The 24,471-nt window shown below is 62.9% G+C and carries 25 protein-coding genes, 1 tRNA gene and 1 pseudogene; 11 read left to right on the top strand and 16 right to left on the bottom strand.

Annotated features, from left to right (window positions below; genetic code table 11):
• Positions 1-108 precede the first annotated feature (108 nt).
• The 6 genes from SH412_RS17860 to SH412_RS17885 form a co-directional block, all read right to left on the bottom strand.
• Positions 109-1,182: an SgcJ/EcaC family oxidoreductase gene (locus tag SH412_RS17860; protein WP_336519368.1), complete on the bottom strand. Its 1,074-nt coding sequence runs from the start codon at positions 1,180-1,182 to the stop codon at positions 109-111.
• A 67-nt stretch (positions 1,183-1,249) separates the two neighbouring features.
• Entirely contained in the window at positions 1,250-1,699 is a 450-nt protein-coding gene (locus tag SH412_RS17865; RefSeq protein ID WP_336519369.1) for a hypothetical protein, read from the bottom strand.
• A 126-nt stretch (positions 1,700-1,825) separates the two neighbouring features.
• Complete coding sequence (locus SH412_RS17870) at positions 1,826-2,155, bottom strand: carbon storage regulator (protein WP_336519370.1); 330 nt, start codon at positions 2,153-2,155, stop codon at positions 1,826-1,828.
• An 87-nt stretch (positions 2,156-2,242) separates the two neighbouring features.
• Complete coding sequence (locus SH412_RS17875) at positions 2,243-2,398, bottom strand: DUF3309 family protein (RefSeq protein WP_336519371.1); 156 nt, start codon at positions 2,396-2,398, stop codon at positions 2,243-2,245.
• Positions 2,399-2,446: 48 nt separating this feature from the next.
• The gene (locus SH412_RS17880) at positions 2,447-2,629 is read right to left on the bottom strand and encodes a hypothetical protein (RefSeq protein ID WP_336519372.1); all 183 of its coding nucleotides are present in this window, start codon (positions 2,627-2,629) and stop codon (positions 2,447-2,449) included.
• A gap of 189 nt (positions 2,630-2,818) precedes the next feature.
• Entirely contained in the window at positions 2,819-3,241 is a 423-nt protein-coding gene (locus SH412_RS17885; protein WP_336519373.1) for a Na-translocating system protein MpsC family protein, read from the bottom strand.
• Between the two features lie 694 nt (positions 3,242-3,935).
• Here SH412_RS17885 and SH412_RS17890 point away from each other — a divergent pair.
• Entirely contained in the window at positions 3,936-4,316 is a 381-nt protein-coding gene (locus SH412_RS17890) for a Na-translocating system protein MpsC family protein (protein ID WP_336519374.1), read from the top strand.
• 47 nt (positions 4,317-4,363) lie between these two features.
• Here the strand turns inward: SH412_RS17890 and SH412_RS17895 are convergent, their stop codons facing one another.
• Positions 4,364-4,828 (bottom strand): gamma-glutamylcyclotransferase family protein, encoded by a 465-nt coding sequence (locus tag SH412_RS17895; protein WP_336519375.1) that lies wholly within the window; start codon positions 4,826-4,828, stop codon positions 4,364-4,366.
• Positions 4,829-4,884: 56 nt separating this feature from the next.
• A complete protein-coding gene (locus SH412_RS17900; protein WP_336519376.1) occupies positions 4,885-5,715 on the bottom strand; it encodes a transglutaminase-like domain-containing protein in 831 nt (276 codons plus the stop codon).
• Positions 5,716-5,983: 268 nt separating this feature from the next.
• Here SH412_RS17900 and SH412_RS17905 point away from each other — a divergent pair, with 268 nt between their 5' ends.
• The gene (locus SH412_RS17905) at positions 5,984-6,250 is read left to right on the top strand and encodes a hypothetical protein (RefSeq protein ID WP_336519377.1); all 267 of its coding nucleotides are present in this window, start codon (positions 5,984-5,986) and stop codon (positions 6,248-6,250) included.
• 18 nt (positions 6,251-6,268) lie between these two features.
• Positions 6,269-7,090: pseudogene (locus SH412_RS17910) on the top strand (esterase-like activity of phytase family protein); the annotation flags it as partial.
• A 293-nt stretch (positions 7,091-7,383) separates the two neighbouring features.
• On the opposite strand, the gene SH412_RS17915 reads toward SH412_RS17910, so the two are convergent.
• From SH412_RS17915 to SH412_RS17925, 3 genes are all read right to left on the bottom strand, one after another.
• A tRNA-Val gene (locus SH412_RS17915) sits at positions 7,384-7,457 on the bottom strand.
• A gap of 134 nt (positions 7,458-7,591) precedes the next feature.
• Positions 7,592-8,377, bottom strand: a complete 786-nt coding sequence (locus SH412_RS17920; protein ID WP_336519378.1) for a (5-formylfuran-3-yl)methyl phosphate synthase — start codon at positions 8,375-8,377, stop codon at positions 7,592-7,594.
• Positions 8,374-9,948 (bottom strand): N-acyl-D-amino-acid deacylase family protein, encoded by a 1,575-nt coding sequence (locus SH412_RS17925; protein WP_336519379.1) that lies wholly within the window; start codon positions 9,946-9,948, stop codon positions 8,374-8,376. Before SH412_RS17925 ends, SH412_RS17920 begins: the two co-directional genes overlap by 4 nt.
• A 274-nt stretch (positions 9,949-10,222) precedes the next feature.
• On the opposite strand from SH412_RS17925, the gene SH412_RS17930 reads away from it, so the two are divergent.
• Positions 10,223-11,116, top strand: coding sequence for an SGNH/GDSL hydrolase family protein (locus SH412_RS17930; protein WP_336519380.1), 894 nt, complete (start codon positions 10,223-10,225; stop codon positions 11,114-11,116).
• Positions 11,117-11,152: 36 nt separating this feature from the next.
• Entirely contained in the window at positions 11,153-12,160 is a 1,008-nt protein-coding gene (locus tag SH412_RS17935) for a methyltransferase (RefSeq protein ID WP_336519381.1), read from the top strand.
• A 60-nt stretch (positions 12,161-12,220) separates the two neighbouring features.
• Here SH412_RS17935 and SH412_RS17940 read toward each other — a convergent pair whose 3' ends face one another.
• The 4 genes from SH412_RS17940 to SH412_RS17955 all read right to left on the bottom strand — a co-directional run bounded on the left by SH412_RS17940 (position 12,221) and on the right by SH412_RS17955 (position 17,139).
• Positions 12,221-13,597 (bottom strand): c-type cytochrome, encoded by a 1,377-nt coding sequence (locus tag SH412_RS17940; protein WP_336519382.1) that lies wholly within the window; start codon positions 13,595-13,597, stop codon positions 12,221-12,223.
• A gap of 19 nt (positions 13,598-13,616) precedes the next feature.
• Positions 13,617-15,611, bottom strand: coding sequence for a YjhG/YagF family D-xylonate dehydratase (locus tag SH412_RS17945; RefSeq protein ID WP_336519383.1), 1,995 nt, complete (start codon positions 15,609-15,611; stop codon positions 13,617-13,619).
• Positions 15,612-15,715: 104 nt separating this feature from the next.
• Complete coding sequence (locus SH412_RS17950; RefSeq protein WP_336519384.1) at positions 15,716-16,285, bottom strand: Uma2 family endonuclease; 570 nt, start codon at positions 16,283-16,285, stop codon at positions 15,716-15,718.
• Positions 16,286-16,314: 29 nt separating this feature from the next.
• Positions 16,315-17,139: a PIG-L deacetylase family protein gene (locus SH412_RS17955; RefSeq protein WP_336519385.1), complete on the bottom strand. Its 825-nt coding sequence runs from the start codon at positions 17,137-17,139 to the stop codon at positions 16,315-16,317.
• Positions 17,140-17,336: 197 nt separating this feature from the next.
• Between SH412_RS17955 and nadA the strand changes: the two genes are divergently transcribed.
• The 3 genes from nadA to ribA all read left to right on the top strand — a co-directional run bounded on the left by nadA (position 17,337) and on the right by ribA (position 20,774).
• Positions 17,337-18,332, top strand: a complete 996-nt coding sequence (nadA, locus tag SH412_RS17960) for a quinolinate synthase NadA (protein ID WP_336519386.1) — start codon at positions 17,337-17,339, stop codon at positions 18,330-18,332.
• Between the two features lie 215 nt (positions 18,333-18,547).
• Positions 18,548-19,420, top strand: coding sequence for a peptidyl-alpha-hydroxyglycine alpha-amidating lyase family protein (locus SH412_RS17965; RefSeq protein ID WP_336519387.1), 873 nt, complete (start codon positions 18,548-18,550; stop codon positions 19,418-19,420).
• A gap of 106 nt (positions 19,421-19,526) precedes the next feature.
• A complete protein-coding gene (gene ribA, locus SH412_RS17970; RefSeq protein WP_336519388.1) occupies positions 19,527-20,774 on the top strand; it encodes a GTP cyclohydrolase II in 1,248 nt (415 codons plus the stop codon).
• Between the two features lie 286 nt (positions 20,775-21,060).
• Here the strand turns inward: ribA and SH412_RS17975 are convergent, their stop codons facing one another.
• The gene (locus tag SH412_RS17975; protein WP_336519389.1) at positions 21,061-21,393 is read right to left on the bottom strand and encodes a carbon storage regulator; all 333 of its coding nucleotides are present in this window, start codon (positions 21,391-21,393) and stop codon (positions 21,061-21,063) included.
• A 683-nt stretch (positions 21,394-22,076) separates the two neighbouring features.
• Between SH412_RS17975 and SH412_RS17980 the strand changes: the two genes are divergently transcribed.
• The 3 genes from SH412_RS17980 (at position 22,077) to gatA (ending at position 24,443) form a co-directional block, all read left to right on the top strand.
• Complete coding sequence (locus tag SH412_RS17980) at positions 22,077-22,349, top strand: large ribosomal subunit protein bL28 (RefSeq protein WP_336519390.1); 273 nt, start codon at positions 22,077-22,079, stop codon at positions 22,347-22,349.
• Between the two features lie 132 nt (positions 22,350-22,481).
• Positions 22,482-22,775: an Asp-tRNA(Asn)/Glu-tRNA(Gln) amidotransferase subunit GatC gene (gene gatC / locus SH412_RS17985; protein ID WP_336519391.1), complete on the top strand. Its 294-nt coding sequence runs from the start codon at positions 22,482-22,484 to the stop codon at positions 22,773-22,775.
• 204 nt (positions 22,776-22,979) lie between these two features.
• On the top strand, positions 22,980-24,443 hold the full coding sequence (gene gatA, locus SH412_RS17990; RefSeq protein ID WP_336519392.1) for an Asp-tRNA(Asn)/Glu-tRNA(Gln) amidotransferase subunit GatA: 1,464 nt from the start codon (positions 22,980-22,982) through the stop codon (positions 24,441-24,443).
• Positions 24,444-24,471 lie beyond the last annotated feature (28 nt).

The raw sequence follows: 24,471 nt of genomic DNA on the forward strand, positions 1-24,471 counted from the left end.
ACTGCGGATCTCCACAAAGTTCGTTTCATAACAGGACTCTCCGATTGAGTGATGCGCTTCGAGTCGGGAGTTCAACCCGACCGAATATTCGCGAAGTGTTTCTCTCGGCTATTTCTTGCCGTTCGCAACGACCGGCGCGGGGGCCGGAGCCTGTCGCACGATCGTGACGACTTCGCTGTCCGGCAGTTGCACACCGGCGATCTCGTGATCGAGCGATTGCCAGGTCATCGTGTGTTCGTTGACGAACGTGTAAACGCTCGTGCTGGACGCCGGCTCGCCATCAGCAGTGACTCCAGTCAACCTGAGCACCCAGTCGTCGCCGTTCCGATGCCAGAGTCCCTCTCCATAGCCACCTTCCGTGTCAAAGATCCAGGTGCGCAGCTTGCCCGTCAGCGGATCCCAGCCAATTCGCTGAGTCCCGGCCATCGCTTCCTGTCCGGCGACCAGAATGGTGAAATTACGAACCAGGAAGTTGCCGTTGTCCGCGTACTCACAGTTGAATACGACGATCGAGTCGTCTCCTTCATCCACCCAATCGCCCAGCAGCCAGTCGAGCTGTTCGAGCTGGGCGCGATGCTGGCGGCGATCTTTCGGCGCGTGATCGCGGACACTGGCCGACAGCCACTTGCCGTCCGTCTTCACGTGGACGGCGGTGTATCGGCTTTCCGCCGACACCTGAGTGTCCGGGAGAGTAATCGCCGTACTGCCATCTTCGACCGCGACGCCGGGGCTGATGAACCGGATCGTGTCGACATTGAACTCCAGCTTGCAGGCGGGGTTCTCGGCGAGGAACGCCGTCAGCGTCTCCTCAATGGCGGCGCGTCCCTGAAAGACATTCCCCAGCTCGTCCACGTATTCGGCGTCGGGGGTGAAGTGAGCCGCGGCGGACTTTGCATCTCCGGCGGCGTACGCCTTCGCGAACGACTCGTTCGCCTGGCGGATCGCCTCTTCGTCGGCTGCCTGCTCTTTCGAGACGGGCGGCGTCGCGGCCGCCGGCTGTTCCTCCGGCAGCGTGCCGGCCTTCGGAGCGGTTGCCTTGTCCGCCTGCGGGGCCGCGGCTGGTGCAGGCCGTTTGGCAGCGGGCTTCGGTCGATCCTGTCCGCGTACTGGCACAGAGGGAACGAGCATCAGACCAAAGAGCGCGAGGCAAGTGGCACTAGATAGAATTGAAGACTTGAGCATGTTGATCTCCTGTGCTGAGCGCCGCCGATTCGCGGCGGCCGCTGGAACGATAGGGCCTCGAACGTCCTCAGATCGCCGGCGCAGGCGCCGGGGCGTTCGCCATCGGGGGCTGAGGCGCGACATAGCCGTCGGGCGACGGAGCGTAATAGGCGGGGGCGGCGCAGCTCGCGGCCTGCGGCGCACAGTAAGCCGCCGCGACCGGAGCACTGCAGGTTGCCGGCATGGCATAGTTCGCGACCGGAGCGCAGCCCGCGGCCTGCTGATATCCGGCACACCCGGAATTCTGCCGGGCGTAACAGCCGTTGTGTCGCCGCCCGCAGGTGCGATATCGCTCCCCGCAGGACTTGTTCTGCCGGTAACCGCAGGAACCAGATTGGCTGCCGCAGACGTTCGTCGGCTGGCCGCAGTTGGCACGGCCATAGTGCTGACCGCCGCGGGCCTCGACGTCGCTGGTGGCGAACGAAAGGCAGACGGCGGCGACGAGTCCGGCAAACACAGAGATCAATGAGCGAGACATGGAGAAACCTCCTTGAGCGAAACGCGAAACGGAACTGGGTAAGTGCGCTTCCCGGTGGGGAACGAATCCGCCAGCCGAGAAGCGGGGCATCGAAACGTGTCGCGCGAAAGATCGCACGGGGTTAACTCAGTCGTCGATCGCCACAACCCCTCGCAGGTCCTGAGCCGCAGCGCGATCGACCTTCCGATCAAGCCCGTTCAGGTCCGGGATGAAGGAGGCTTTCGTCACGGACCTGAGAATCACACCGTTCGGAACGGGAACCGGGACCTGAACCGCAGCCTGGCGGATCCGTTCCCAGACCTCCCAGCGATGCACTTGGACGTCGCGATGCGCTTCAATGCCGAGACGCACGCGATCGCCAAGAATCTCCAGGACGGTCACGGTCAGCTCGCGATGAGCCGAGGCGTCCCCGCCGACGATCACCGATTCCCGCAGCTTTCTCGTCAGAACCAGCATCTGCGACCTCGCTGATTTGAGTGCCCGAGTTGAATCTGAATCGGAGAATCAGTCCGGGTTCGAATGGTTCGCCAACCGCCCGGCTGCTCAGATGCGACCGACCAGCACCAGGATGATCAGAATCAGCAGAATGAGGCCGATGCCGCCGCTCGGGGCGGCCCCCCAGTTGCGGCTGTAATTCCAGGTGGGCATTGCACCCAGCAGCATCAGAATCAGGATCACGATCAGAATGGTGGACAGCATTTGAATGCTCCTTTCAGAAGTTGACGAAGGGACGATTCGCCGGCTCAGCTAGTTTGAAGGAGTCACTTTGGCGGCGTCCTCTTTGACCTTGTCCGTATCGACAGTCAGGTTGACGTCGACCTTGTTGCTCCCGGCCTGCTGTCCGCTCGACAGAACGAACCAGCCTCGATAAAAGCCGACTCCCACCAGAACGACCGCAACCACAATCAGCAGCGTCGTAAACTTGTTCATGGATTCACTTCCAGAGGTGTAGACCGCAGGCCCGGACGCCGACAATCGGGACCGTGGCCTGACGGCGATTTCGACCGATGTTTCGGTGTGAATCGTCGGGTGATCGGCATTCGCGCCGTCACGAACAGGATTTCCTGCGTCCCTGGGCGGCCCCCTCCCCGAGCGGGTCGCTCAAGTCGCCTCGGGACTTCACGCTTCAGACGACAATCCGACGCCGTCCCAGTCCTTAACCGAGATCGTCCCGGCCATTTGAAAGACCTGCACCATCTCGCCGCTGGTAAAGGCATGCACGACAGCGCCGGTGGTCGTCTCAACTTCCGCAGCCGCTTCGCGGACTGCGACTCCGGTGATGCGTTTAATCTCGTCCCGCAACGTCGACACGGAGGTGTTGAACAGCTTGCGATGATAATCCTGAATCTTGCCGGCTCCGTCGGCAGTCTGCGACAGGACGATCTCCGCCGGAGACAGCGCCGCATGGAGCGTCACGACCAGCGTGTCGTTGCTCAGCACGACCGTCACGGCTTTCGGAGCATGGCCGGTCCGTTCTGTCTGAAACATTGCGACGGCGGCAGCCACCTGCTGAGCCATCGTTCGGGTCGTCTCTTCGTCCATCGCAGTCAACCTTCCGAGACTCGCCGAGGCGGGCTTCAGAGACCTTTACTCTCAGTCGCCAGCAGATACCGACCCGAAGGCGGACCTGCGATCAATCCCATCGTCGACCGACTGGCGCAGTGATCTGGTGCAGTGCTCGGAATCAGCCGCGCCAGCAATCGGACTCGCCGACGCCGCCCCAGACGCTGATGCAACGTGGCGGCAATTCGTGGCAGAAACGCGCCACAAGAGAAGGAACCATTGTCTTTGGCGGACGCGATCAAGAGACGTCTCCGACGATGTAGAAAAGTTCGCTGGTCGAATATCTTCCGGGAGCGAACGAAAAAAGCCGACGTGGCGAAGCCCTTCGAAAAAGGACTTCACCGCGTCGGCTTACTGCTGAACGCGCCTTCCGAACCTGGCCGGACTGCGCTTTCTCTGGTCATCCGATGTGTCGCCGAAGCAGCCTGATCAAGCAGGCCCTTCGCCAACAACTACATGATAGCCTGGCCACTGCGAAATCACAGGGAGAAATCGAGTGATTCCGCAAATCTTCTCAAGTTTGCTTCCAACGGCATGCTATTGTGACGCCCAGGACTTGGTGGCCGGCGGGGTTGCCTGCTCGACCTCAATTCTGAACTGGCCGAGCTGCGTCGCACTGGTCGGCTCGGTCTCAGATCCTGCAACAACCGATTGTCCGTGGAGAGCACACGTTTTGAAGACGACTGGCGAGATTGAGGCCGCGGTCTGCAGTGCGATCGCCCGCTTCGAGCAAGAATATATGGGGCGCGGACCGAAAGACATTCGCACCCACTTGATCGGCGACATGCTGCTGGTCCGACTGCAGGGAGTGCTGACCGCCGCCGAACAGCAACTGGTCCGTACGCTCAAACCCGAAAAGGGGCGCGACCTGCTGAAGGAGGTCCGCACGCAACTCATCGAAACGGCCCGTCCCGGCATGGAAGCCATGATCAAGGAAATCACCGGGCTCGAACCGATCAGCCTGCACCACGACATCAGCACGATTACCGGCGAAGAGATTCTCCTCTTCGTCTTTTCCGAATCGCCCGGAGTGCGAGAGACCAAGCGAAAGTAGCCTGTCGCAACGCCGGAAATGCACCAGTCGGCGCAGGCCGTATGTGATCACGTCTCAAGGCTCTCACCCCGCGCAGCGGCGATGATCTTCTCGATGCAGGATTCCGGCAGACCGTGTTGTCTCGCACCGGTGACGATCCGCTCCAGATATTCGTCGCCGGGCCGGCCGAAGCGGGCCGGCTGCGCGGGGGTGATCACGTACGCAACCGCATCCAGTAATTCGCCGTACTCGTCGCAGACCGAAATCGCGAGTCGCTCATATCCGCTCTCATACTCATCCAGCCTGCTGAAATGCGCCGGACTGCAGCGATACACTGCGCCATGCACTTCGTCGTCCGAACGGCGGATATTGGCGAACGCGGGGCCGCTTTCCTCGAGCGTCTGAAAGACCAGGCGATAGCCGGAAAGTCGTGCGACCCGGGGCGGATGGTCGACGTGGCCGATGGCGCCGGTCCGCTCGATCATCTGTTCGCGGAACAGATTGCTCCCGTAGGCAAAGTACCAGACATCCATCACGGAATTCTCTCGCAGCATCACGCCCGGCGGATGTCACAGACGTCGCAGACCAGCTACCTCGCGGCAGTCGATCCAGCCGGAACTTCGTCGGCCCAGACCTTGAACGACTGCAGTTGATTGACGCCGAACGTCGTGGTCATCGCCACATCGGCGGCATCGCGGCCGCGGGCCATCAGGACGCGACCGATGCGGGGAACATTGTTACGGGCGTCAAACGTGTACCATTGGCCCCCGAGAAACACTTCAAACCAGGCGCTGAAATCCATCGGACTCCCCGCCGGAGGAACGCCGATGTCTCCCAGATAGCCGGTGCAGTACCTGGCCGGCATGTTCAGGCAGCGGCACAGCGTGATCGCCAGGTGCATAAAGTCCCGGCAGACGCCCGTCCGTTCGTGAAAGGCCCCCAGCGCCGTCCGATACGACCGCGCCTGCTGGTAGTCGAAGCGAATGTGCCGATGGACGAAGTCGCATACCGCCTGGACTCGCGGCCATCCCGCCGGGACCTGCGAAAACTGAGACCACGCGAACTGATTCAACTCGCTGTCCACCTCGCAGTAGCGGCTTCCCAAAAGAAACATCAGGACTTCCTGCGGCAGATCCTGAACGTTGATCTGGGGGGCATTCGGGACCTGCAGATCCGGCAACCCGCAGTCCTCGACGACCGCAGAATTGCGGAACGTGACCCGTCCCGAGGGGACGACGGCTCGATGACAGCGATTGCCATTCTGGTCGAAGTACTGAGTCAGCGGAACCAGCGGATCGACCTGCAATTGCTCGTATTGCCGAATCGTCGGCGCACGCAATGGATGCAGGCTGAGCATCAGGATCAGGGCCGTGGGCTCTGGAAACGCGAATTCGAGTTCGCAGCCGACGCGGATGAGCATAGACTCTCGCTGAGTGGTGGAATGATCGTTGAGGCGGTTTCATCATACCACACCTTGGACCGCCGAATTCGCAGTTGTTTGCTGATGTGCAATCTGGAGGTCAAAGCGACGCTCCGTCAATCAGCAGGGCGGTAGATGCAAGAAACGGACCGGATACTGCGTCGATTCGTCGTACCGGGCCTTCAGTCTTCGGCTGATCTCGCACACTGCCCGATCGAGGAAACGCCGAAGTCCTCTTACGACGGCTCGCAATCGACCGTTGGAACCGTTGGAGCGAGCGTCCTTCAAGCTGCTGCTCCAGATTCCGGACGAGTGGACGGATCAGCCCCTGACGCTGCGAGCCATCAAAGAGGCGGGGCTGCAATGTCTGCTGGAGGCCGGGCTCATCGAGGCGGTCATTGAGGTGACCGTTTCCTTTCCGACGCGGACTTCCGGCCTCAAGACCTCCACCGACTTGCGTTCCGGACTGTCAGGCACGCTGGAGGACGGCTCCGCCCACGATCAACTTGTCGGCCTGGGGGCTGGAATCGCCTGAACCGGCGACGGAGACCAGTTTGTGATGGTCCCTGACCGCGGCGCCGGCGACGGTGCGGTCAGCGACCGCTGCCGGTTTCACGCGGTCACGATTCGAGTGAACCAGGCCGCAGCAACGCCGGTTCATTGCGAGCTGACCGAGACGACGTTGCACTTTGGAAGGAAGAGCGCACCGCTGATCGGTCTGGCCGCGGCCTTTGCTCCTCGCGAAGCACGTCATCCCCTTCGATTCGATCCGGAAGCCATTCGTGCGACGCCGGAAGGGACTGCGATCATTGCCGACGAATATAGCCCGTCGATTGTGGAATTCGATCGCAAAGGGCACTGGACACGCGATCGGCCGCTCCCCGCCGGTTATACCATCGACCGACCGGGAGCGACTCCGGCCGAGGAACCGCCTCCTCACAATCGACGGGGGCGCCAGTCGAACCGCGGGCTGGAAGGATTATCGCTGACGCCGGATGGACGGACGCTGGTCGCCTTGATGCAGGGGCCGCTCTTGCAGGATGGTGCTCTGGATTCGGGTCTGAAGCGGGCTGGATCGCTCGTCCGGCTCCCGACCATCGACCGCGTGAATGGTCGGACCGCACAATACGCCTGTCTCCTCGAATCGCCATCGTATGGCCTCAATGAAATTGAGGCAGTCAACGACCACGAGGTCCTCGTCATCGAGCGCGACGGCAGGGGGGGGACGGCGGCCAGGTTCAAGCGGATTGCAAAGATCGAGCTGGCGGACGCAACTCCGCTCGATCCACAGCGCAACATCACCGAAGGAGATTTGCCGCCCGAAGTCCTTCCGGCCGCAAAGACCTGGCTGATTGATCTCCTGCACCCGCGGTGAGGACTTGCGAGTACGGATCTCCCCTAGAAAACCAAAGGGCTTGCGCTCAGCCGTACGCTTCCGGACGGTCGTCGCCTGCTGTTCGTCAGCACCGACAACGATTTTCATCCGGAAACGGAGTCTCGGATCGACGTCTTTGCGATCGAATCGGCACACTCGAAACTGGCTGCAGCGGAGAACTTGGAGATCTCGACCATGCGATCAGATCGAAGTCCGACGGGGCCGCCGCATCCGCAGCCCCCCCCCCGAAAACAAAAACCCCCCTGAAATCAGGGGGGTCTGAGGGTTCCCAGTGGACGATACAAGACTCGAACTTGTGACCTCCACGATGTCAACGTGGCGCTCTAACCAACTGAGCTAATCGTCCGATCACGGCAACGATCCACCCCGCTGGCGGGGCTGTCGTTACGGTCCAAACTTTAGGCTTTCATGCGGCTCCGGTCAAGGGATCGCCTGGGACGGCGAATTCGGAAATCTGCGACGTAGATTGTCGCCGATGGATTATCGGGGCCTCGCAACCACTGACAGACTCAGACGTTGCTGCAAACTTCGCACTGCCTCCTGGGAGACCCGGCCGGTTCGCACGCCCCCTTCGCATGCGGCTGTCCGGACCGCGATAATGTCCGCCCCCCACCCCGCGACCGCCGCGACATCCACTGGACGCAGACTCCCCGCCAATGCGGTGAACAGTCCCTGCTGGCCTAACTCTGGCAGGATCGACCTCAGACGACGATCAACTCCAAGTTCCACCAGACCGGAACCTCCTTTCGACCAGGTATCGATCAGAAAACCGGCGCAGCCGGTTTCCATGGCGGCCCGCGCAATGTCCTCCACCGGCGGAGCTTCGGCGATATCGGCGTCTGCATAGGCCACGGCGACCCAGCCAATGGGGGTTGGACACGCCGCTTCGAAGCGGGTTCGCAGACTGCTCCAGGTGGTCCGCCAGTCCGTGAGATCCCGCATGCCCGCAAGGCCCAGCTTCAGCCAGCGGACTTGCGCGGGAATGTTGGGAATGGGAGTGGTCGGGCTCCATTCCCGCAATTCACCCAGTGCGAGGCTGAGAGGGATCCCTGCCGGTATCGCGGCGGCGATGGCGGCCCAAGCCTCCGGAGTTGCACGGCCGAGCGACCCCTGGGCGGGGTCCTTCACGTCAATAATATCGGCCCCGCCGGCAAGCGCGGCGCGGGCTTCATCTGCGTCACAAACGCTGACCAGGAGCCTGGGCGGCTGCGTCAGAAATCGCGGCGGCCGTGACGGAGCGACCATTGACGACGGTGACGGAGTCATGGCTGCGGTGCCGGGTGCTTGAGAGGCTTCCCCGACAGTGCGCCGGTCGGCTGCCCCGCGTAGACGGCCGGCCGGCCATTCACGAAAACATAACGCATCCCCTGGCTGTACTGATGCGGTTCGGCAAACGTCGCCAGGTCGCGGAACTGCTGCGGGTCGAAGACGACAACATCGGCGGCGTAGTCGGCCTTCAGATAACCGCGGTCCTTGAAGCCGAGGATGTCGGCGGGGAGTCCGGAGCAACTGCGGATCGCCTGTTCGAGAGGCAGAACGCCGTCGGCGATGGCGTAGCGTCCGATTTTGCGGGAGAAGGTGCCGTAGCTGCGCGGGTGGGGCTTGTCGGGGCCGGGGAGGTAATTGCGGCCATCGGAAGCGGTGGCGACCCAGGGAAGTTGCATGGCGAAACGGACGTCGTCTTCGCTCATGGAGAAGTTCACGACGGCAGCTCCGCCATTGCGGCAGATTTCCTCGGTGATTTCGAGGGGCGTCCGGGATTCCTTCTCCGCGATCTGCTTGACGTCGAGGCCAATCCATTCCGGCTTCGCCGTATAGCGGGCGATGAAGATCGCGGCGCCGTCGCGGGAACGCTCCAGGTCCTGCTGGATTTCCTGACGGAGCTTCGGACCGGTCTCCGGGTCGTCCAGCCGGGCGATGAGGGCCTTCGAACCTCCCGACCGGGCCCAGGTAGGAACGACGGTCGCTTCAAGCGAGGTGCTCGAAGCCGTGTACGGGTACTGGTCGGCGGTGGCCGCCCGGCCGGCTTTTCGAGCCTGTGCGATGCGTTCGGCAGCGAGCCGTAACGTCCCCCAGTTCTCCTGGCCGGAGGCTTTGAAGTGGGAGATATGGACCGGACAGCCGGCGGTTTCACCGATGCGCAGAGCTTCGTCGACCGAATTCAGCAGCTCTTTGCCCTCGCCCCGGATGTGGCTGGCATAGATGCCCCCGGCCGCCGCAACGACCTTGGCGATTTCCGTGATTTCCGCGGTGTTGGCGTAGACGCTGGGGACATAGATGAGGCCGGTCGTCATGCCCCAGGCGCCGTCCTGCATCGCCTTAGCCGCAAGATCTCGCATCTGCTGGATCTCTTCCTCGCTGGCCTTCCGGTCGACGTTGCCGACGACCTTTTCTCGCAGGTTTCCCTGCGGCAGAAGGTGGGCGATATTCGTCCCGGCTCCGGAAGCGTCAATCGTCCGGTAGTAGTCGCCGACATCCACGGGACCGAAACCGCAGTTGCCGGTCACCTGTGTGGTGCAGCCCTGCATGAGGTAATTCGTTCCCGAACGGAGCAGGCTGTCGATGACCTGACCGTCGCTGTGGGAGTGGAGGTCGATAAAGCCGGGAGCGATCACCAAGCCCTTGCAATCGAGCTTCCAGCCGACTTTGCCGACGGGAAACTCGCCGACGGCGACAATTTTGCCCTTGAGCAGGGCCACATTCCCGATTCGAGGCGCGGCCCCGGAGCCGTCGTGAAGGATTCCATCGGTCAACAGGATGTCGGCGTCGACGGGATCCTGGGCAACGGCGGGTTGGATGGCACAAGCCAGGAGTGCGGCCAGGAGGCGCCAGCGCATCGGGAATCTCCGGAGAGGAGTCGCGGAATCCAGTCCGAGAAGAGCATCGCAGATTTGAGGGGGGATGCAAGGGTAGAGAAGAGTGGTCAGTGGAAGGGCGACGTCGGGTTCTCTGGTTCCCAGGCTCCGCCTGGGAACCCCCTCTTCGCGAGGCTCTGCCTCGCACAGCCGGTCGGCCGAATGACCGTGGCAGCGATGCTGAGCATCGCTGGCCGACGATCCCTGGAAGAACCTGGGATCGAGGAAACGACTCAGCCGCGATACATTCGAAGGCATGCGGCACGTGATCTTTTTCTTCGGCAGCGGGCTGGCGTGGTACGTCGGGGTGTGCCTGTTGCTGCTGGCGGCAATGATCCCCCCGGGACGACGATCCTGGCTGGCCGGACGAGCGCTGACGGTAGGAGCGGTCGTTGGCGGCGTGCTGCTGATCTTGTCCGGGACGCCGCAGCCGTGGTGGATGATTGGCGGAGTGCTGTTCGGGTTGCTGATCATTTCCAGTGTCACGCGGTGGAAACCGCAGGCCAAAGCCGCTCCCTGGCTGCGGCGGCTGGCGATCAGTCTCGGCCTTCTGCTGCTGGCCGTCGAACTGCCTTGGGCCTGGTCGGCCGGACGACTGCCGACTCCTGCCGCTCCACTGCATGAGATTCACGTTCTGGGGGACTCCGTCAGCGCGGGGATGGGCGAGCGGGAAGCCGTCGTCTGGCCGGTGCAACTCGCGGAACTGCTGAAGCAGGAAGGTCGGTCGATTCCGATCATCAGCCACGCTCAGATGGGGGCGACCGTCCAGTCGGCCCGGAAACAGGCGCTGGGATTGCCAGAGACTCCCAGTCTGGTGCTGGTCGCCATCGGGGGGAATGATCTGCTCGGCCCGACGACCGATGCGAAGTTCGCCGAGCAACTGAATGCTCTGCTGTCGGAGATCTGCCGGCCCGACCGCGTGGTGCTGATGCTGGAGCTGCCGCTGCCTCCGTTGCGAAATGCATACGGAGCCATCCAGCGCCGGCTGTCGCAAAAGTATGGGGTGCCCCTGATCCCCAAACGGGTGATGGCCGGCGTGCTGACGGGACCAGACTCGACGCTGGATTCCATCCACCTGACGACGGCCGGGCATGCGCGGATGGCGGCAGCGATGAAATCGTACGTCGATCGTGTTATCACATCGCCGTGACGCTCCTGAATTTGAGTTTTTGAAGGATGAAAGGCAATGCCCAAGCCGCGCGAAATGCTCGCACAATGGATTTCCGGGTACTGGCTCTCCCAGATGCTGCACGTCGCGGCGCGGCTGAAACTGGCGGACCTGATCGCTGCCGGGACTCAGACGTCTGCCGCCCTGGCAGTCGCCACGGGGATGCACGAGCCGTCATTGTTTCGACTGCTGCGGGGGCTGGCCAGCATCGGCGTCTTTGCGGAAACAACTCCCCGGACGTTCGTGCTGACGCCCCTGGCGGAGCATTTGCGATCAGACCATCCGGAGTCGGTCCGGCCGATGGCGCTGATGCTGGGGGGCGTGCAGTACGAAGCGTGGGCAGATCTGTATGACAGCGTGGAGACCGGCCGGCCGGCCTTCGACGAGCGGTTCGGACAGCCGCTGTTTTCGTGGCTCGCCGAGCGTCCCGAAGAAGCGGCCGAGTTTGATGCGGCGATGACCGCGATCCACGGTCGGGAGACTGCTGCCGCGATCGAGGCGTACGACTTCAGCCGGTATCCCCACCTCATCGATGTCGGGGGCGGGAACGGCAGCCAGTTGCTGGATGTTCTCCGCGCGCTGCCGGAGATTCGCGGCACGGTGTTTGATCTGCCGGGCGTGGTGGATCGCACCCGGAACTTGATCACCGAGGCGGGGTTCGCGGACCGGTGCGACGCCGTTGGCGGCAGCTTCTTTGAAGAGGCGCCCGCGGGGGCGGATGGCTATGTCCTGCGGCACATCATTCACGACTGGAACGACGAGCAGTCGCTGCAGATTCTGCGGACGATCCGCAACGCGGCCACGGAATCGTCGCGGCTGATTGTGATTGAGAACGTGATCCCGGAAGGGAACGGCCCCGGCTTCGCCAAGCTGCTCGACCTGACCATGCTCGTCATCCCCGGCGGCAAGGAACGGACGGCCGAAGAATACCGGGGGCTGTTTGCCGAAGCGGGCTGGGAACTGACGAGCATCACGCCGACGGCCGCGGATGTGAGTGTGCTGGAAGGAAAAGTGGTTGGTGGATAGTGGTTGGGGAGAAGAAGGAAGACGGAAAGTCCAGCGTCTTCCTCAACGCTCGACGATTCGTCACAGCGACTTCAGATACTCCAGCAGATCGTTTTTCTCATCTTCGGTCAGGTCGTCCGGGTAGTTGTGGCCGGCGGCGTTCTTGCCGGGGAGAGTGGTCTTGAAGTAACGCCGGCGGTGGGCGGGAGAGACGACATCGTCCGGGATGTCGTCGTACTCCGTGACTTCGAGGCCGACGCGCGACTGATCGTAGCCGTCGCGGGTTCGTTTCCAGACCGGCGGTCGCTCCTGCGGATGCAGCACATGCCAGAGGGTCGGGACCGATCCGTTATGAAAATACGGAGCGCTGGCCCAGATCCCGTCGAGCGGCGGGGCCACGTAACCTTTCGGGTCGATAATCACCCGGTCTTCGCCGTAGCGACTCATCCACCCGACCTGCATCCACTTGCGATGCTCGACGGTCAGTGCATCAAAACGGAGCCGATCGGTTCCGATGTCATTGATCGCGATCGTCTTCTGTTCGTACCGTGCGTCGGGGCCATACGTGCCGTGGCAGCGGGAGCAGTTGGCCTCGAAGACCGTCCGACCGCGGGCGGCGCGAGCCTCGCTGATCTCCCACGGGTATCGCGGCGATTCGACCGATTGAATCCAGGCATGGATCTGCCGGAAATCGTTCTCCCAGCCGTAGACCTTCTCGCGCGTATTCGAAGGAATGAGAATAAACTGCATCAACGGACGATGCGTGTTCGGAGCAAATCCGTCCGCGTAGAGGCCCGATTTCTTCTTCACGTTCCAGTACGGCGGAGCGTCGACATCGTGATCCAGGACCTGCAGCACAGGATGACTGAGATCGACGGACATGTCGGGCCGGCGAAGGGCGCCGAGCAGGACGCCAAAGATCACCGAATTCGTCGTGCCGTTGGTGATATTCAGCGGGATCTTGAGCGACCCCAGATCCATGTGTGTCAGGCGCTTCTTCACTTGAAGTTTGACGAGCCGGACATCTTCGGTCAGCGTCTGCAGGGCATAGTGTGAGTTGCCCAGGCCCGGAATGACCTGACCGGCGACGGAACCGCCATGACAAGCCAGACAGGTCATGACCCAGCCGTCGCCGCCATTGCTGATGTATCCCAGCGGGCGTCCGCGGCATTCCGGATCGTCGGGAGTCGGGACGAGGCCGTAATACTCGAACATCAGTTTGCGACGGTCCAGGGGTGTCGCAGCTTCAGCCGTCGATCGATCCGGCTCCGGCCAGACAGTCCAGAGCCGGTCGAACACTTCGTCATCGAAATCAGCGGGCAGAAAGGCGTGCGTCCGGAGGACGTTCCAGCCGGCCGCGGGAGATGCAGCGTCGGCCGCAGCCGGTTCAACGGCCCGAACGACGCCAGCCGGGAAGAGCGTCGCCGCGACGATCACTGCACATCGGAAATCGAGCATCCTTCAGACTCCTGCCGGATCACGCCCGGCGCTGTTCCGCCTGACGCAACGCCGCCGTTCCCGCTTCGAGGGTCGCAATAATCTTATCCACATCATAGATGCAGCCGGCCCAGGTCCCGCCGCCCGCCCGCTGCAACATCGCCCACAGGCGGGTTTCCGGGGGAATGCGCGGATCGGCGCAGAGAGCCGATCCCGGTTCGCGAGCCGCGAGAATCATCGCCCCCGCCTCAGGAGTGACCTCGTGCCCCGGTTCCCCGATGAAGTCTAGCCGACCGGTCAAATTCCGGGTGTCGACCTCGATCCGGATCCGATCGCCATCCCGCAGTTTGCCGATCGGACCGCCGTCGAGAGCTTCCGGGCCGACGTGCCCGATGCAGGCCCCGGTCGACACGCCCGAAAACCGAGCGTCGGTGATCAGCGCCACATGCTTTCCGAACGGCAGATACCGCAGCGCCGACGTGATCTGGTAAGTCTCTTCCATCCCGCAGCCCATCGGCCCGCGGCACATCAGGACGATGATATCCCCCTCGCGGATGGGATTGTGCGTCCGCCCCTTCACCGCGGCGATGGCATCCCGTTCGGTCGTGAAGACACGCGCAGGACCGGTCTTGCGGTAGACGCCGTCGGCATCGATGACCGACTTGTCGATCGACGTGCTCTTGATAACCGATCCTTCCGGAGCAATGTTCCCGACCGGAAAAGTCACCGTGCTGGTCAGCCCCCGCTCCTTCGCAACCGACGGAGCCATGATCACGGTGTCGGGATCGACGCCGTCCCGTTCGACCAGGAGATTTCTCAACCGGGTCCGCCTTTCGGAGCGTTCCCACCATTCGAGAATGTCCCCCAGCCGCTTGCCGGACGCCGTGAGGGCGTCGAGCTTGAGCAGCCCCAGCCCGCGCAGATGCAGCATCAGTTCCGGCACGCCCCCCGCCAGGAAGAAACGGATGGTCGGGTGGCCGATCGGACCGTTGGGAAGACAGTCCACCAGCCGGGGCGTCTGGCGGTTGAGGCGGTTCCAGTCATCGACCGTCGGCAGCGGCAACCCCGCTTCATACGCAAACGCGGGCATATGCAGCAGCAGGTTCGTCGAACCGCCGCAGGCCGCATGCACGATCATCGCATTATGAAACGCATCCGGCGTCAGAATATCCCGCATGGCCAGTCCGCGCTGTTCCAGTTCGGTCACCGCGCGAGCCGAGCGGACGGCCGCATCCAGCCAGATCGGCTGGCCGGACGGGGCCAGCGCCGAGTGCGGCAGGCACATGCCCAGCGCCTCGGCGATCACCTGCGACGTCGCCGCGGTCCCCAGAAACTGGCAGCCCCCCCCCGGCGAGGCACAGGCCCGGCAGCCGGCTTCGGCCGCTTCTTCGAGGGTGATCTCTCCGTGGGCGTACCGGGCGCCGATCGTCTGCACTTTACCGGCGTCTTCCCCCTGTGCCGGCGGGAGCGTGACGCCGCCGGGCACAATGATGCACGGCAGATCGCGCTGAGCCGCCAGCGCCATCATCATCGCCGGCAGTCCTTTGTCGCACGTCGCGACGCCGACGACACCCCGCCGCGTCGGCAGCGAGCGGATCAATCGTTTCAGCACGATCGCGGCATCGTTGCGGAACGGCAGGCTGTCCATCATGCCGACCGTCCCCTGCGAACGTCCGTCGCAGGGATCGCTGACGAAGCCGGCGAACGGCAGGCATTCCAGCCGGTCGAATTCCCGGGCCGCCGCCTGCATGAGCAGGCCGACTTCGAAGTGCCCGGTGTGATAGCCCAGCGCTATCGGCCGGCCGTCTTCACCCCGAATCCCCCCCTGCGTGCTGAGGATCAGAAACTGCTTCCGCAGGAGCTGATCGGGCCGCCAGCCCATCCCCGCGTTCTGCGTCAGGCCGAACAGGTCCCCGCTGGGAGCGTCCCGGAGCAGCTCCGGTGTCAGAGGAAGCTGTCCTTCCGGCCCGGCGGCCTTGGTGGTGACTTCCCAGAGGTTGGCGTTTTGCGTATCGAGGAGCGAATAGTCAGGCATGAAGTCGGGTTTCGGGTCTCGTGTCTCGGGCTTCGCAGAACAGACAAAAGTGGATGAGAGGCTTTGCGTCTTTGTCGACGCTCAACGATCAACTCTCAACGAATTCAGTAGGGAAACACGTCCTTCACCGCAATCGTCAGTCCCGGCAGCCAGGGCTCGCCGGTAATCGTCTGCGTGATGTTGTAGAGCACCGGCAGTCGATCCTGACCGACGACCGTGATCGTTTTGCTGTGCGGATCAACGTTCCACACGAGTTTGACGCCGCTATCGAGATAGACTTCAGTCTTCTCGCGGATGTTCTGCTGAGTATCCGATGGCGAGTGGATCTCGACCGCCAGTATCGGAGCGCCGTCGACGAGGGTCGTATCGTCCCCCTGCCGATCAATGACCTCCTGGCTGAAATACGCGACGTCAATTCCGACAGCCGTATCCGGGTCGTGAGTCAGGATGCAGCCTGCCTCGCCGCCCATGATGTATCCGCCGGCGCCGCTCCGCGTTCGCCACTCATGAAGCAGGCTGGACAGAACTACCAGTACAATGCTGTGCCAACGATTGCGCTTCGTCATGGGCTCCTCCCGCAATTCCCCTCGGATCAGCCAGCGGTCGATACCGTCGTCCGGAAACGCCAGCAGGTCCGCAGTCGTCAGCGGTTTGATCAGTTCGGCAGTCGCCATGAGAGTCCTCCCTTCCGTCCCTTGCGCCACTACGGCAGCATCGGAAACAACATCTTCGCATTCTCCCGCGTCAGAGGCGAGCCATATTCGCAGCCCTCGAATGCCTCAATAAGCCGGATCTTCGCACCCCGCTCCGGGCCATAAGTCTCGATCACCTGCTGCCGATAACGATCCGCCAGCGGACCGTTGAACCGGCCAAAGAACTCCTTGAGATACTCCCGGCGGAGACTGGAATCCGTCGGAAAGCCATTCTCCTGGCAAAGCGTGTACGGCAGCCACTCGAAAAACTGCGACTCGTGGCATGCGAGCTGATCGAGAATCTGCTCCAGCACCGGCTCGACGTCGATCACCACCGTCGGAGCAAACGGCGCCGGTCGCTGGAAGTTGTCGGAAAGGTATGCAATCACCGGATTGACCCGCAGGGCGGGGACCTCCGCCACGATGTGGGGCACGATCACCATATACGCCGCGTCGCAGACCAGCGTCGACGTCGCCCGGTGATCCGGATGGTAATCGTTCGGTCGGTGAGTCAGGATCAGATCCGGTTTGTACCGCCGGATCATCGCAATCAGCCGAAAACGGACTTCCAGCGTCGGCAGCAGCTTGCCGTCCGGATTGTCGAGGATCTCGTACTCGATTCCCATCAACTCGGCGACCGCCTCGGTCTCCGTCTTCCGCCGCTCCGCGAGCGGACCCGGAAGCATCGACTGGTGCCCGGCGTTCCCGTTCGTCACGCTGACGAATTTCACGTGATGCCCGGCGGCCCGGTACATCGCCGTCACCCCGCCGGCTTTCAGCTCGCAATCATCCGGATGGGCGCCAATCACGAGAATTCGGAGTTTCTGATCCACCATTGACCTCGATTCCGGGAGAGTTGACGACAAAACGGGGCGACGCATTGAATTCTGCCGGTCTGTGCCGAAAATGGAAGGCACTGGCGGTGTCTGGGAGGGGCGAACGCGCTGTTCAGACTCCGTGTCGAAGACGCACCGGTCGATCCCGACCGTCTGCTGCTGCCGGCCGCCCTGCTCTGCCCTTGGGAAACCTTGCCATGTCGCTGCCCGTCGTCACCACCCCGCCTGTTGCAGAACCGTTCGAAGATCCGCTCGATTTGATGGACGAAATCGAACGTCTGAAGGCCGAGAAGGACGCCGTCATCTTGGCCCACTTCTACGTCGATGGCGACCTGCAGGACATCGCCGACTATACGGGCGACAGCCTGAAACTCGCCCGCGACGCGACGTCCGTCCCAAATTCGACGATCGTCTTCTGCGGCGTCCACTTCATGGGAGAATCCGCCAAGATTCTCAGCCCCGAGAAAACAATCCTGATGCCCGACCTGCTGGCCGGCTGTTCCCTCGCGGACAGTTGCCCGGCGGACAAACTGGCGGCATTCCAGCAGGAACTGCGAGCACAAGGTCGGGATTTCCAGACGGTGGCCTACATCAACACCACCGCAGCGGTCAAAGCCCTCTGCGACTGGATCGTCACCAGCGGCAACGCCCGCGAAATCATCGACCGCGTCCCCGCCGACAAAGAAATTCTCTTCGTCCCCGACCAGCACCTGGGCCGGTATCTCAGTAGCGTCACCGGCCGAAAGATGATCCTCTGGCCGGGCTCGTGCATGGTCCACGAAGTCTTCAGCATTCAGGATCTCCTCCGGGCGAAGCGCAATCACCCCGGCTCCGAAGTCCTCGCCCACCCGGAATGCCCGGCAAACATTCTGGAGCTCGCCGATATGATCGGCGGCACCGAAAAGATGCGGAAATACGTCGCCTCCATCCCCGAAAAGCGCGTCTTCCTGGTGGCCACGGAAGCCAACATGATCCACCCGCTGCAGAAACTGGCCCCGCAGCACGAATACATCCCCGTGCCGGGGATCATGGCCTCGACCGGCGAAACCTGCGCCTGCAACCGCTGCCCCCACATGGCGCGAAATACCCTCCAGAAAGTCCGCAACTGCCTCCGGGACGGCAAACCCGAGATCGTCTGGCAGCCGTACTACGCCCAGGCCCGCGAAGTCCTGCAACGCAGCCTGCTGCAGTAAACAGAAGTGGAGAGCAGGCAACTCGCGGGGTGGCCGGCGGCTGGAGCGTCTTCGCGAAGCCCCGGCCCTGGACCCGAGCGCCTGCTCACCCGCAGGTGGCTGGCGTCGGAGTCTGCGACGATCCAGAATCAGGAAGTCTGCCGAGCCCTCAGCCGCAAGTTCGGCGCTCTCCGGAATTCCGGCCGGTGCCGCCGGCCCTCCATCAGAAAGACACCATGGGACTCTCAACACTCGGCCTGGCCGCCCTCGCGGGACTTCTTCTCGGGCAGGCGGACGCCGCCGGGCCGTATGAATCGATCGGATTCGTCGAAATCCCGGCGGAAGTCGAGCTGGGAGCCATGTCCGCTGTGGCAGTCGATGCGCACGACCAGATCTACATTCTGCACCGCGGCGATCTGCCGATTCTGAAGTTTGACTCCAACGGAAAATACGTGAAGGGCTGGGGCCAAGGACTCTTCAAGGTCCCCCACGGGCTGCGCGTCGGGCCGGACGGGGCCATCTGGACGACCGACAACGGCAACCACGTCCTGCGGAAGTTCTCGCCGGAAGGAGAACTGCTGGCGACCATCGGCCGCGAAGGCAAAGCCGCCGGCGGGGCCGACGGCTTCCGCGCACCGGACGACCTGGTCTTTGACTCGAAGGGCCAGATCTACGTCGCCGACAGCGGCAACGGTCGGATCGCGAAGCTCGATCCTTCCGGCAAATTCCTCAGCCAATGGGGCAAGAAGGGTAAGGCCCCCGGCGAATTCGCCACCGCGCACGGGCTGGCGATCGACAAGGCGGACCGGATTTACGTCGCCGACCGCGGCAACCAGCGGGTCCAGGTTTTCGAAGCCTCGGGCGCCCACTTGGCCGACTGGAGCGGCTTCGGCAATCCGTTCGGCCTGATCGTCATCGGCGAGGAGCTGCTGGCCTCAGAAGGAGACAAGCACCTGATCGTCCATTTCGATCGCGACGGCAAAATCACGTCGAAGTGGGGGACGCCGGAATTGCTGAAGCTGCCCCACCTGATGGCGGTGAACTCTCAGGGGGTGCTGTTCGTCGCGGAGGTGAACGGCAAGCGGATTCAGAAGTTCCGGCGGAAATGAATGCCGGAGCGATCCACGGCGTCAATTGGCGGGGATGACCGGTCCGCCTAAGATTAGGCATTGGCCTCCCGGTTGTCACACTGTCTTCTCCGCTGCTGGACCCACCATGCCCGTTCCTCCTGAAGATTTCCACACGATCGACGACGCCATCGAGGCCCTCCGCGCAGGACGCATGGTGATCGTCGTCGATGCCGAGGAGCGGGAAAACGAAGGGGACTTTCTCTGCGCGGCCGAGTCCATCACGCCCGAAATGGTGAACTTCATGATTCGCCACGGCGCGGGAGTGCTGTGCACCCCCATGCTGCAGGAGCAGGCGGACCGCCTGGGCCTGACCCCGATCGTCGACGCTCAGCGGAATACCGCCCCGAACAGTACGTCGTTTCTGACGCCAGTCGACCATCAGACCGCCGGCAGCGGCGTGAGTGCCGACAATCGGGCCAGAACGATTCAGGCGCTCAGCGATCCGCAAAGCCGGGCCGAAGATTTCGTCCGTCCCGGTCACATCTATCCGCTGCTCGCCAAAGAAGGGGGCGTCCTCCGCCGCGCCGGCCACACTGAGGCCACAGTCGATCTGGTCCGCATGGCGGGGATGAAGCCGGTCGGCGTGTTGATCGAGATCCTCAGCGAGCACGGTAACGGGATGGCGAATCTCGACGAGCTGAAGGAACTCTCGACGAAGTACAGTCTGCCGCTGATCTCGATCGATCAGCTCATCCGCTACCGCCGCCGCCGGGAACAGCTCGTCCAGCGTGCCGTCGAAGTGGAGTTCGAAACGCGGCAGTACGGCAAATTCAAAGTCATCGCGTACGACGTCTCCTTCGAAGATCAACAGCCCATGGCGATCGTCTGGGGCGATCTCAAATCGATCCCGGCGCCGCTGGTGCGGGTCCATTCGTCGTGTTTTACCGGTGACGTCCTCGACTCCCTGCGCTGCGACTGCGGAGATCAGCTCCACATGGCCATGCAGATGATCCACCAGGAAGGGGCCGGGGCGGTCGTCTACCTGCCGCAGGAAGGCCGGGGAATCGGCCTGGTCGCAAAACTCAAGGCCTACACGCTGCAGGACCAGGGCCTGGATACCGTCGAAGCCAATCACAAGCTCGGGTTCAAGGCCGATTCGCGGGATTACGGCATCGGCCTGCAGATCCTGAAGGATCTGGGCCTCTCCGCGGTCCGGCTGCTGACAAACAACCCGCAGAAGGTCAACGCGTTCCCGGGATTCGACCTCAAACTCGTCGGTCAAGTCCCGATCATTGCCCCGCACGCCCACCAGCGCGAAGTCTACCTGGCCACCAAACGCGACAAGATGGGCCACATTCTGCCCGCGGCGACCGCGGTTCAGCCGGAAGAATAGGATCTCACGCAACGAAGAAACATCGAATGACGAAGGCGGAATTTCGAAAGGAATGCAGTCGAGAGCCAGAAAGAACGAAGCCGAAGTGCCGCTTTGCAACTGACAACTGACCAATGGCAACTGACCAATCTCGCTATTCCCTATTCGCGACTCGCTCTCCTCGCCCGCGGTGAAGAGCTCCGGCGATGCTGGGTCGGCACCGCTCGAAGCCCTTCCCCGCGAGTCCACGAGGCTCGATCAATTCACGCTGCATCGTTTCACCCTTTCCCTGGTGAGTGCAGGCCGATTAGCCGACTGCCGTCATCAGCCGACGGAGGGGGCCGTTGGTCAGCGACCCCGCAAAGCCGCTGGAACTGTCGAGCACGCCGCTCGAATCGAATTTCGCCAGAAATCGTTCGACCCCCTGCTCTTCGGCGGTCGCGGCGTCGGCGTCAACATCCGCAGCCGGCAACTCGGCCCCGGCGCCAGGATACTCGGCCAGCTCAGCCCGCAGGACGCGGACGTGGGCCGGGGCTTCAATCCCGATCTTGACCGAGCCGCGGCCGGTCTGAATCACCTTGATCACAATGTCATCGCCGATCTTGATCATCTCAGCACGTTTACGGGTCAGAACGAGCATGATTCGCATTCCTTTGTCTGGTGGGATTCCATTCTCATCCCGGTCCTGGGTCCGGCTCACCATTCGACATGGCGTCGAACTGAGCACGTCAGGAGCATAAAGCACGGGGCGTGCCAATCCGATTGGCACGCGAGATCCTCCCGGGCCGCTGTTGCCATAAACCTTTTTTCCACAATACTTTGCCACCGCACACAGCCCGCCGGCCAGCGTTGCAGAAAGTTCCTGTCAATCCCAATCTGCGGATTTTTCAGACGATCTTACAATCAAATCTTCGGGGACTTGTGACTGCTGCAATTCGCAGCATTTCCCTCGAAATTTGATCGCGTCATCCGCCATGTTTGACGACAGCGTCAATTCCATCTAGCACTCCTCCGCCACCGAAACTGGACGCAACACCTTCTCCAATCATCACTTCCAGCCGTTTCGTCAGAGTCCGATTGAACGCAATCGAACGGCGACGCTCCCCGCCCGATCAAGTCTCGTCCGTAGACTTCTCCGCGTCCTCCGCGTCTCCGCGGTGAAGCTTCTTACTTCTTGATCCAGCGCAGCCCCGCAAGAAACCGCGAAACTTGCGTCATCGCGGACCGGCAGCTATTCTTACCCGTTCCCGCCTGCATCAGGTCGGGCGGAACATTTGACGGAAACCATGCCGGCCCACCGCCGGCGTCGAGGATGGTAGAGCCATGGGCGCCCATTGTTATCTGTGCGAGAAGAAGCCGTCGTTTGGCAACTCCAAGGTCGAGCGCGGCAAGGCCAAGTACCTGGGCGGTAACGGCCGCAAGACGACCGGCATTACCCGCCGCCAATTCCATCCGAATCTGCAGGCCGTCTGCATCCAGGAAGGCGAGATCGCCCACAAAGTTCGCGTCTGCGTGAAGTGCATCCGCGCCGGCAAGATCCAGAAGAAGGTCGTCCGCGCCCCCTTCACCCTCCCCGCCGCCGACTCCCTCAACTAGTGCTTCCGCAGTGCTGGCCGCACGGGCCGCCGCGTCATGGCATGGGTTGGTAGTTGTAAGCGCAAGGCCGCGGGATGCCGTGATTGACGGCGCCTCGTGGCCTCTCTCTTTGAAGCAGTGGGAGACGCGAGCATGGGCCTCTCCGCGGATCAAGTTCGCAAGGTGGCCTCTCTCGCCCGGCTGAAGCTGAGCGAAGAGGAGCTGGCCGCCCTGACCGGGCAGATGAGTCAGATTCTGGACTACGTCGCAATGCTCGACCAGGTCGACACCACCGGCGTCGAGCCGATGGTCCACGCCATCGAGCTGCGGAATGTCTTCCGGTCGGACGAACTGGCCGGCTCACTCCCCCGGACCGAAGCTCTGGCGAACGCCCCCCGCACCGACGGCAAGTTCTTCCTAGTGCCGCAGATCATCGAACGCGAGTAGTTCCCATCCGAGTCGCCGGCACGCTCGGGTGGCGCGCCCCTGAGGCTTTGCAATGGGAGTGAACTTCAAGTCCCATTAAGACACGCCCTTCGAAGACTCAGGGACGTGCCACCCGGAATACGGCGGTCGGGTGCAATCGCATGCTCGATCGGGCACAATCTCCGCTTTGAAACCCGATTCCCAGTCTGAACGACGGAGCTTGTGATGTCATCGGCGGGACGCACCGCGTCGCAGACCATCGCCGCCTTTCGCACCGGCGAAACGAACGCTCGCGACCTGGCCGAGCAGACCCTTGCCGCCATTACCGCACGCGACGGCGCCATCGGTGCGTTTCTGCACGTGGACCGCGAAGACGCTTCGCAGCAGGCGGAACGCCTCGACGAGAGACGCCGCAGCGGCCAGTCCCTCGGACTGCTGGCGGGACTCCCCGTCGCCATCAAAGACGTCCTCTGCACCCGCGGCCAGCCGACGACCTGCGGCAGCCGGATGCTCAAGGACTTCAAGCCTCCCTACGACGCCCACGTGATCGAACGACTTCGAGCCGCGGACGCCCTCCTGATTGGCCGGACGAATCTCGACGAGTTCGCGATGGGTTCGTCCAGCGAAAACTCCGCGTTCCAGCAGACGAAGAATCCGTGGGACGCCACTCGCACGCCCGGCGGTTCCAGCAGCGGCTCGGCCGCCTGCGTCGCCGCCCGGATGACTCCCGTTTCGCTCGGTAGCGACACCGGCGGCTCGATCCGCCAGCCGGCCGGGCTCTGCGGAATCATGGGGCTCAAGCCCACCTACGGCCGGGTCTCGCGCTACGGACTCGTCGCCTACGCCAGCTCGCTCGATCAGATCGGCCCGTTCGCCACCGATGTCGCCGGCGCGGCCCTGCTGCTCGAAGCGATCTCCGGCCACGATCCGCGAGACTCGACATCGGTGAACCGGCCGGTTCCCGCTTACAGCCAGTCGGTCGACCAGCCGCTGGCCGGCCTGAAAATCGGCGTGCCTCGCGAGCATTTCGCCGAGGGTCTCGAACCCGAAGTCGCATCGGTGGTCCGTGGCGCGCTCGACGTTTACAAGTCACTCGGCGCCGAGCTGCGGGACGTCGACCTGCCCCACTCGAAATACTCGATCGCCGCCTACTACCTCATCGCCCCCTCGGAAGCATCGAGCAACCTGTCCCGCTACGACGGCATCCATTACGGACATCGGACCGAGGCCTTTAAGAGCATGGCCGAACTGTATGCTGGCAGCCGGGGCGAAGGTTTCGGCCCCGAAGTCAAGCGCCGGATCATGCTCGGCACCTACGCCCTCTCCGCCGGCTACTACGACCAGTACTACGTCAAGGCCCTCAAGGTCCGCCGCTTGATTCGCCAGGACTTCGACAACGCTTTCGCCGACGTCGACATCATCGCCGGCCCCGTCACACCGACCCCGGCCTTCAAACTCGGCGAGTTGGTCGACGACCCGCTGGCGATGTATCTGTCCGACATCTACACCATCAGCGCGAACCTCGCCGGCATCCCGGGAGCTTCCATTCCCTGCGGCTTCAGCAAGACCGGCCTGCCGATCGGGCTGCAACTTCAGGCGCCTCCGTTCGAGGAAGAGCGGCTGCTGCGAGCGGCGCGGATGTTCGAACGGGCCACCGACTGGCATCTGCAGACGCCCCCGCTGAGCTGATCGCCTTCGCCGCAAGACTTCCACCGAC

Origin of the sequence: Planctellipticum variicoloris (assembly GCF_030622045.1) — a bacterium.
GTDB classification, from domain to species: Bacteria; Planctomycetota; Planctomycetia; order Planctomycetales; family Planctomycetaceae; genus Planctellipticum; species Planctellipticum variicoloris.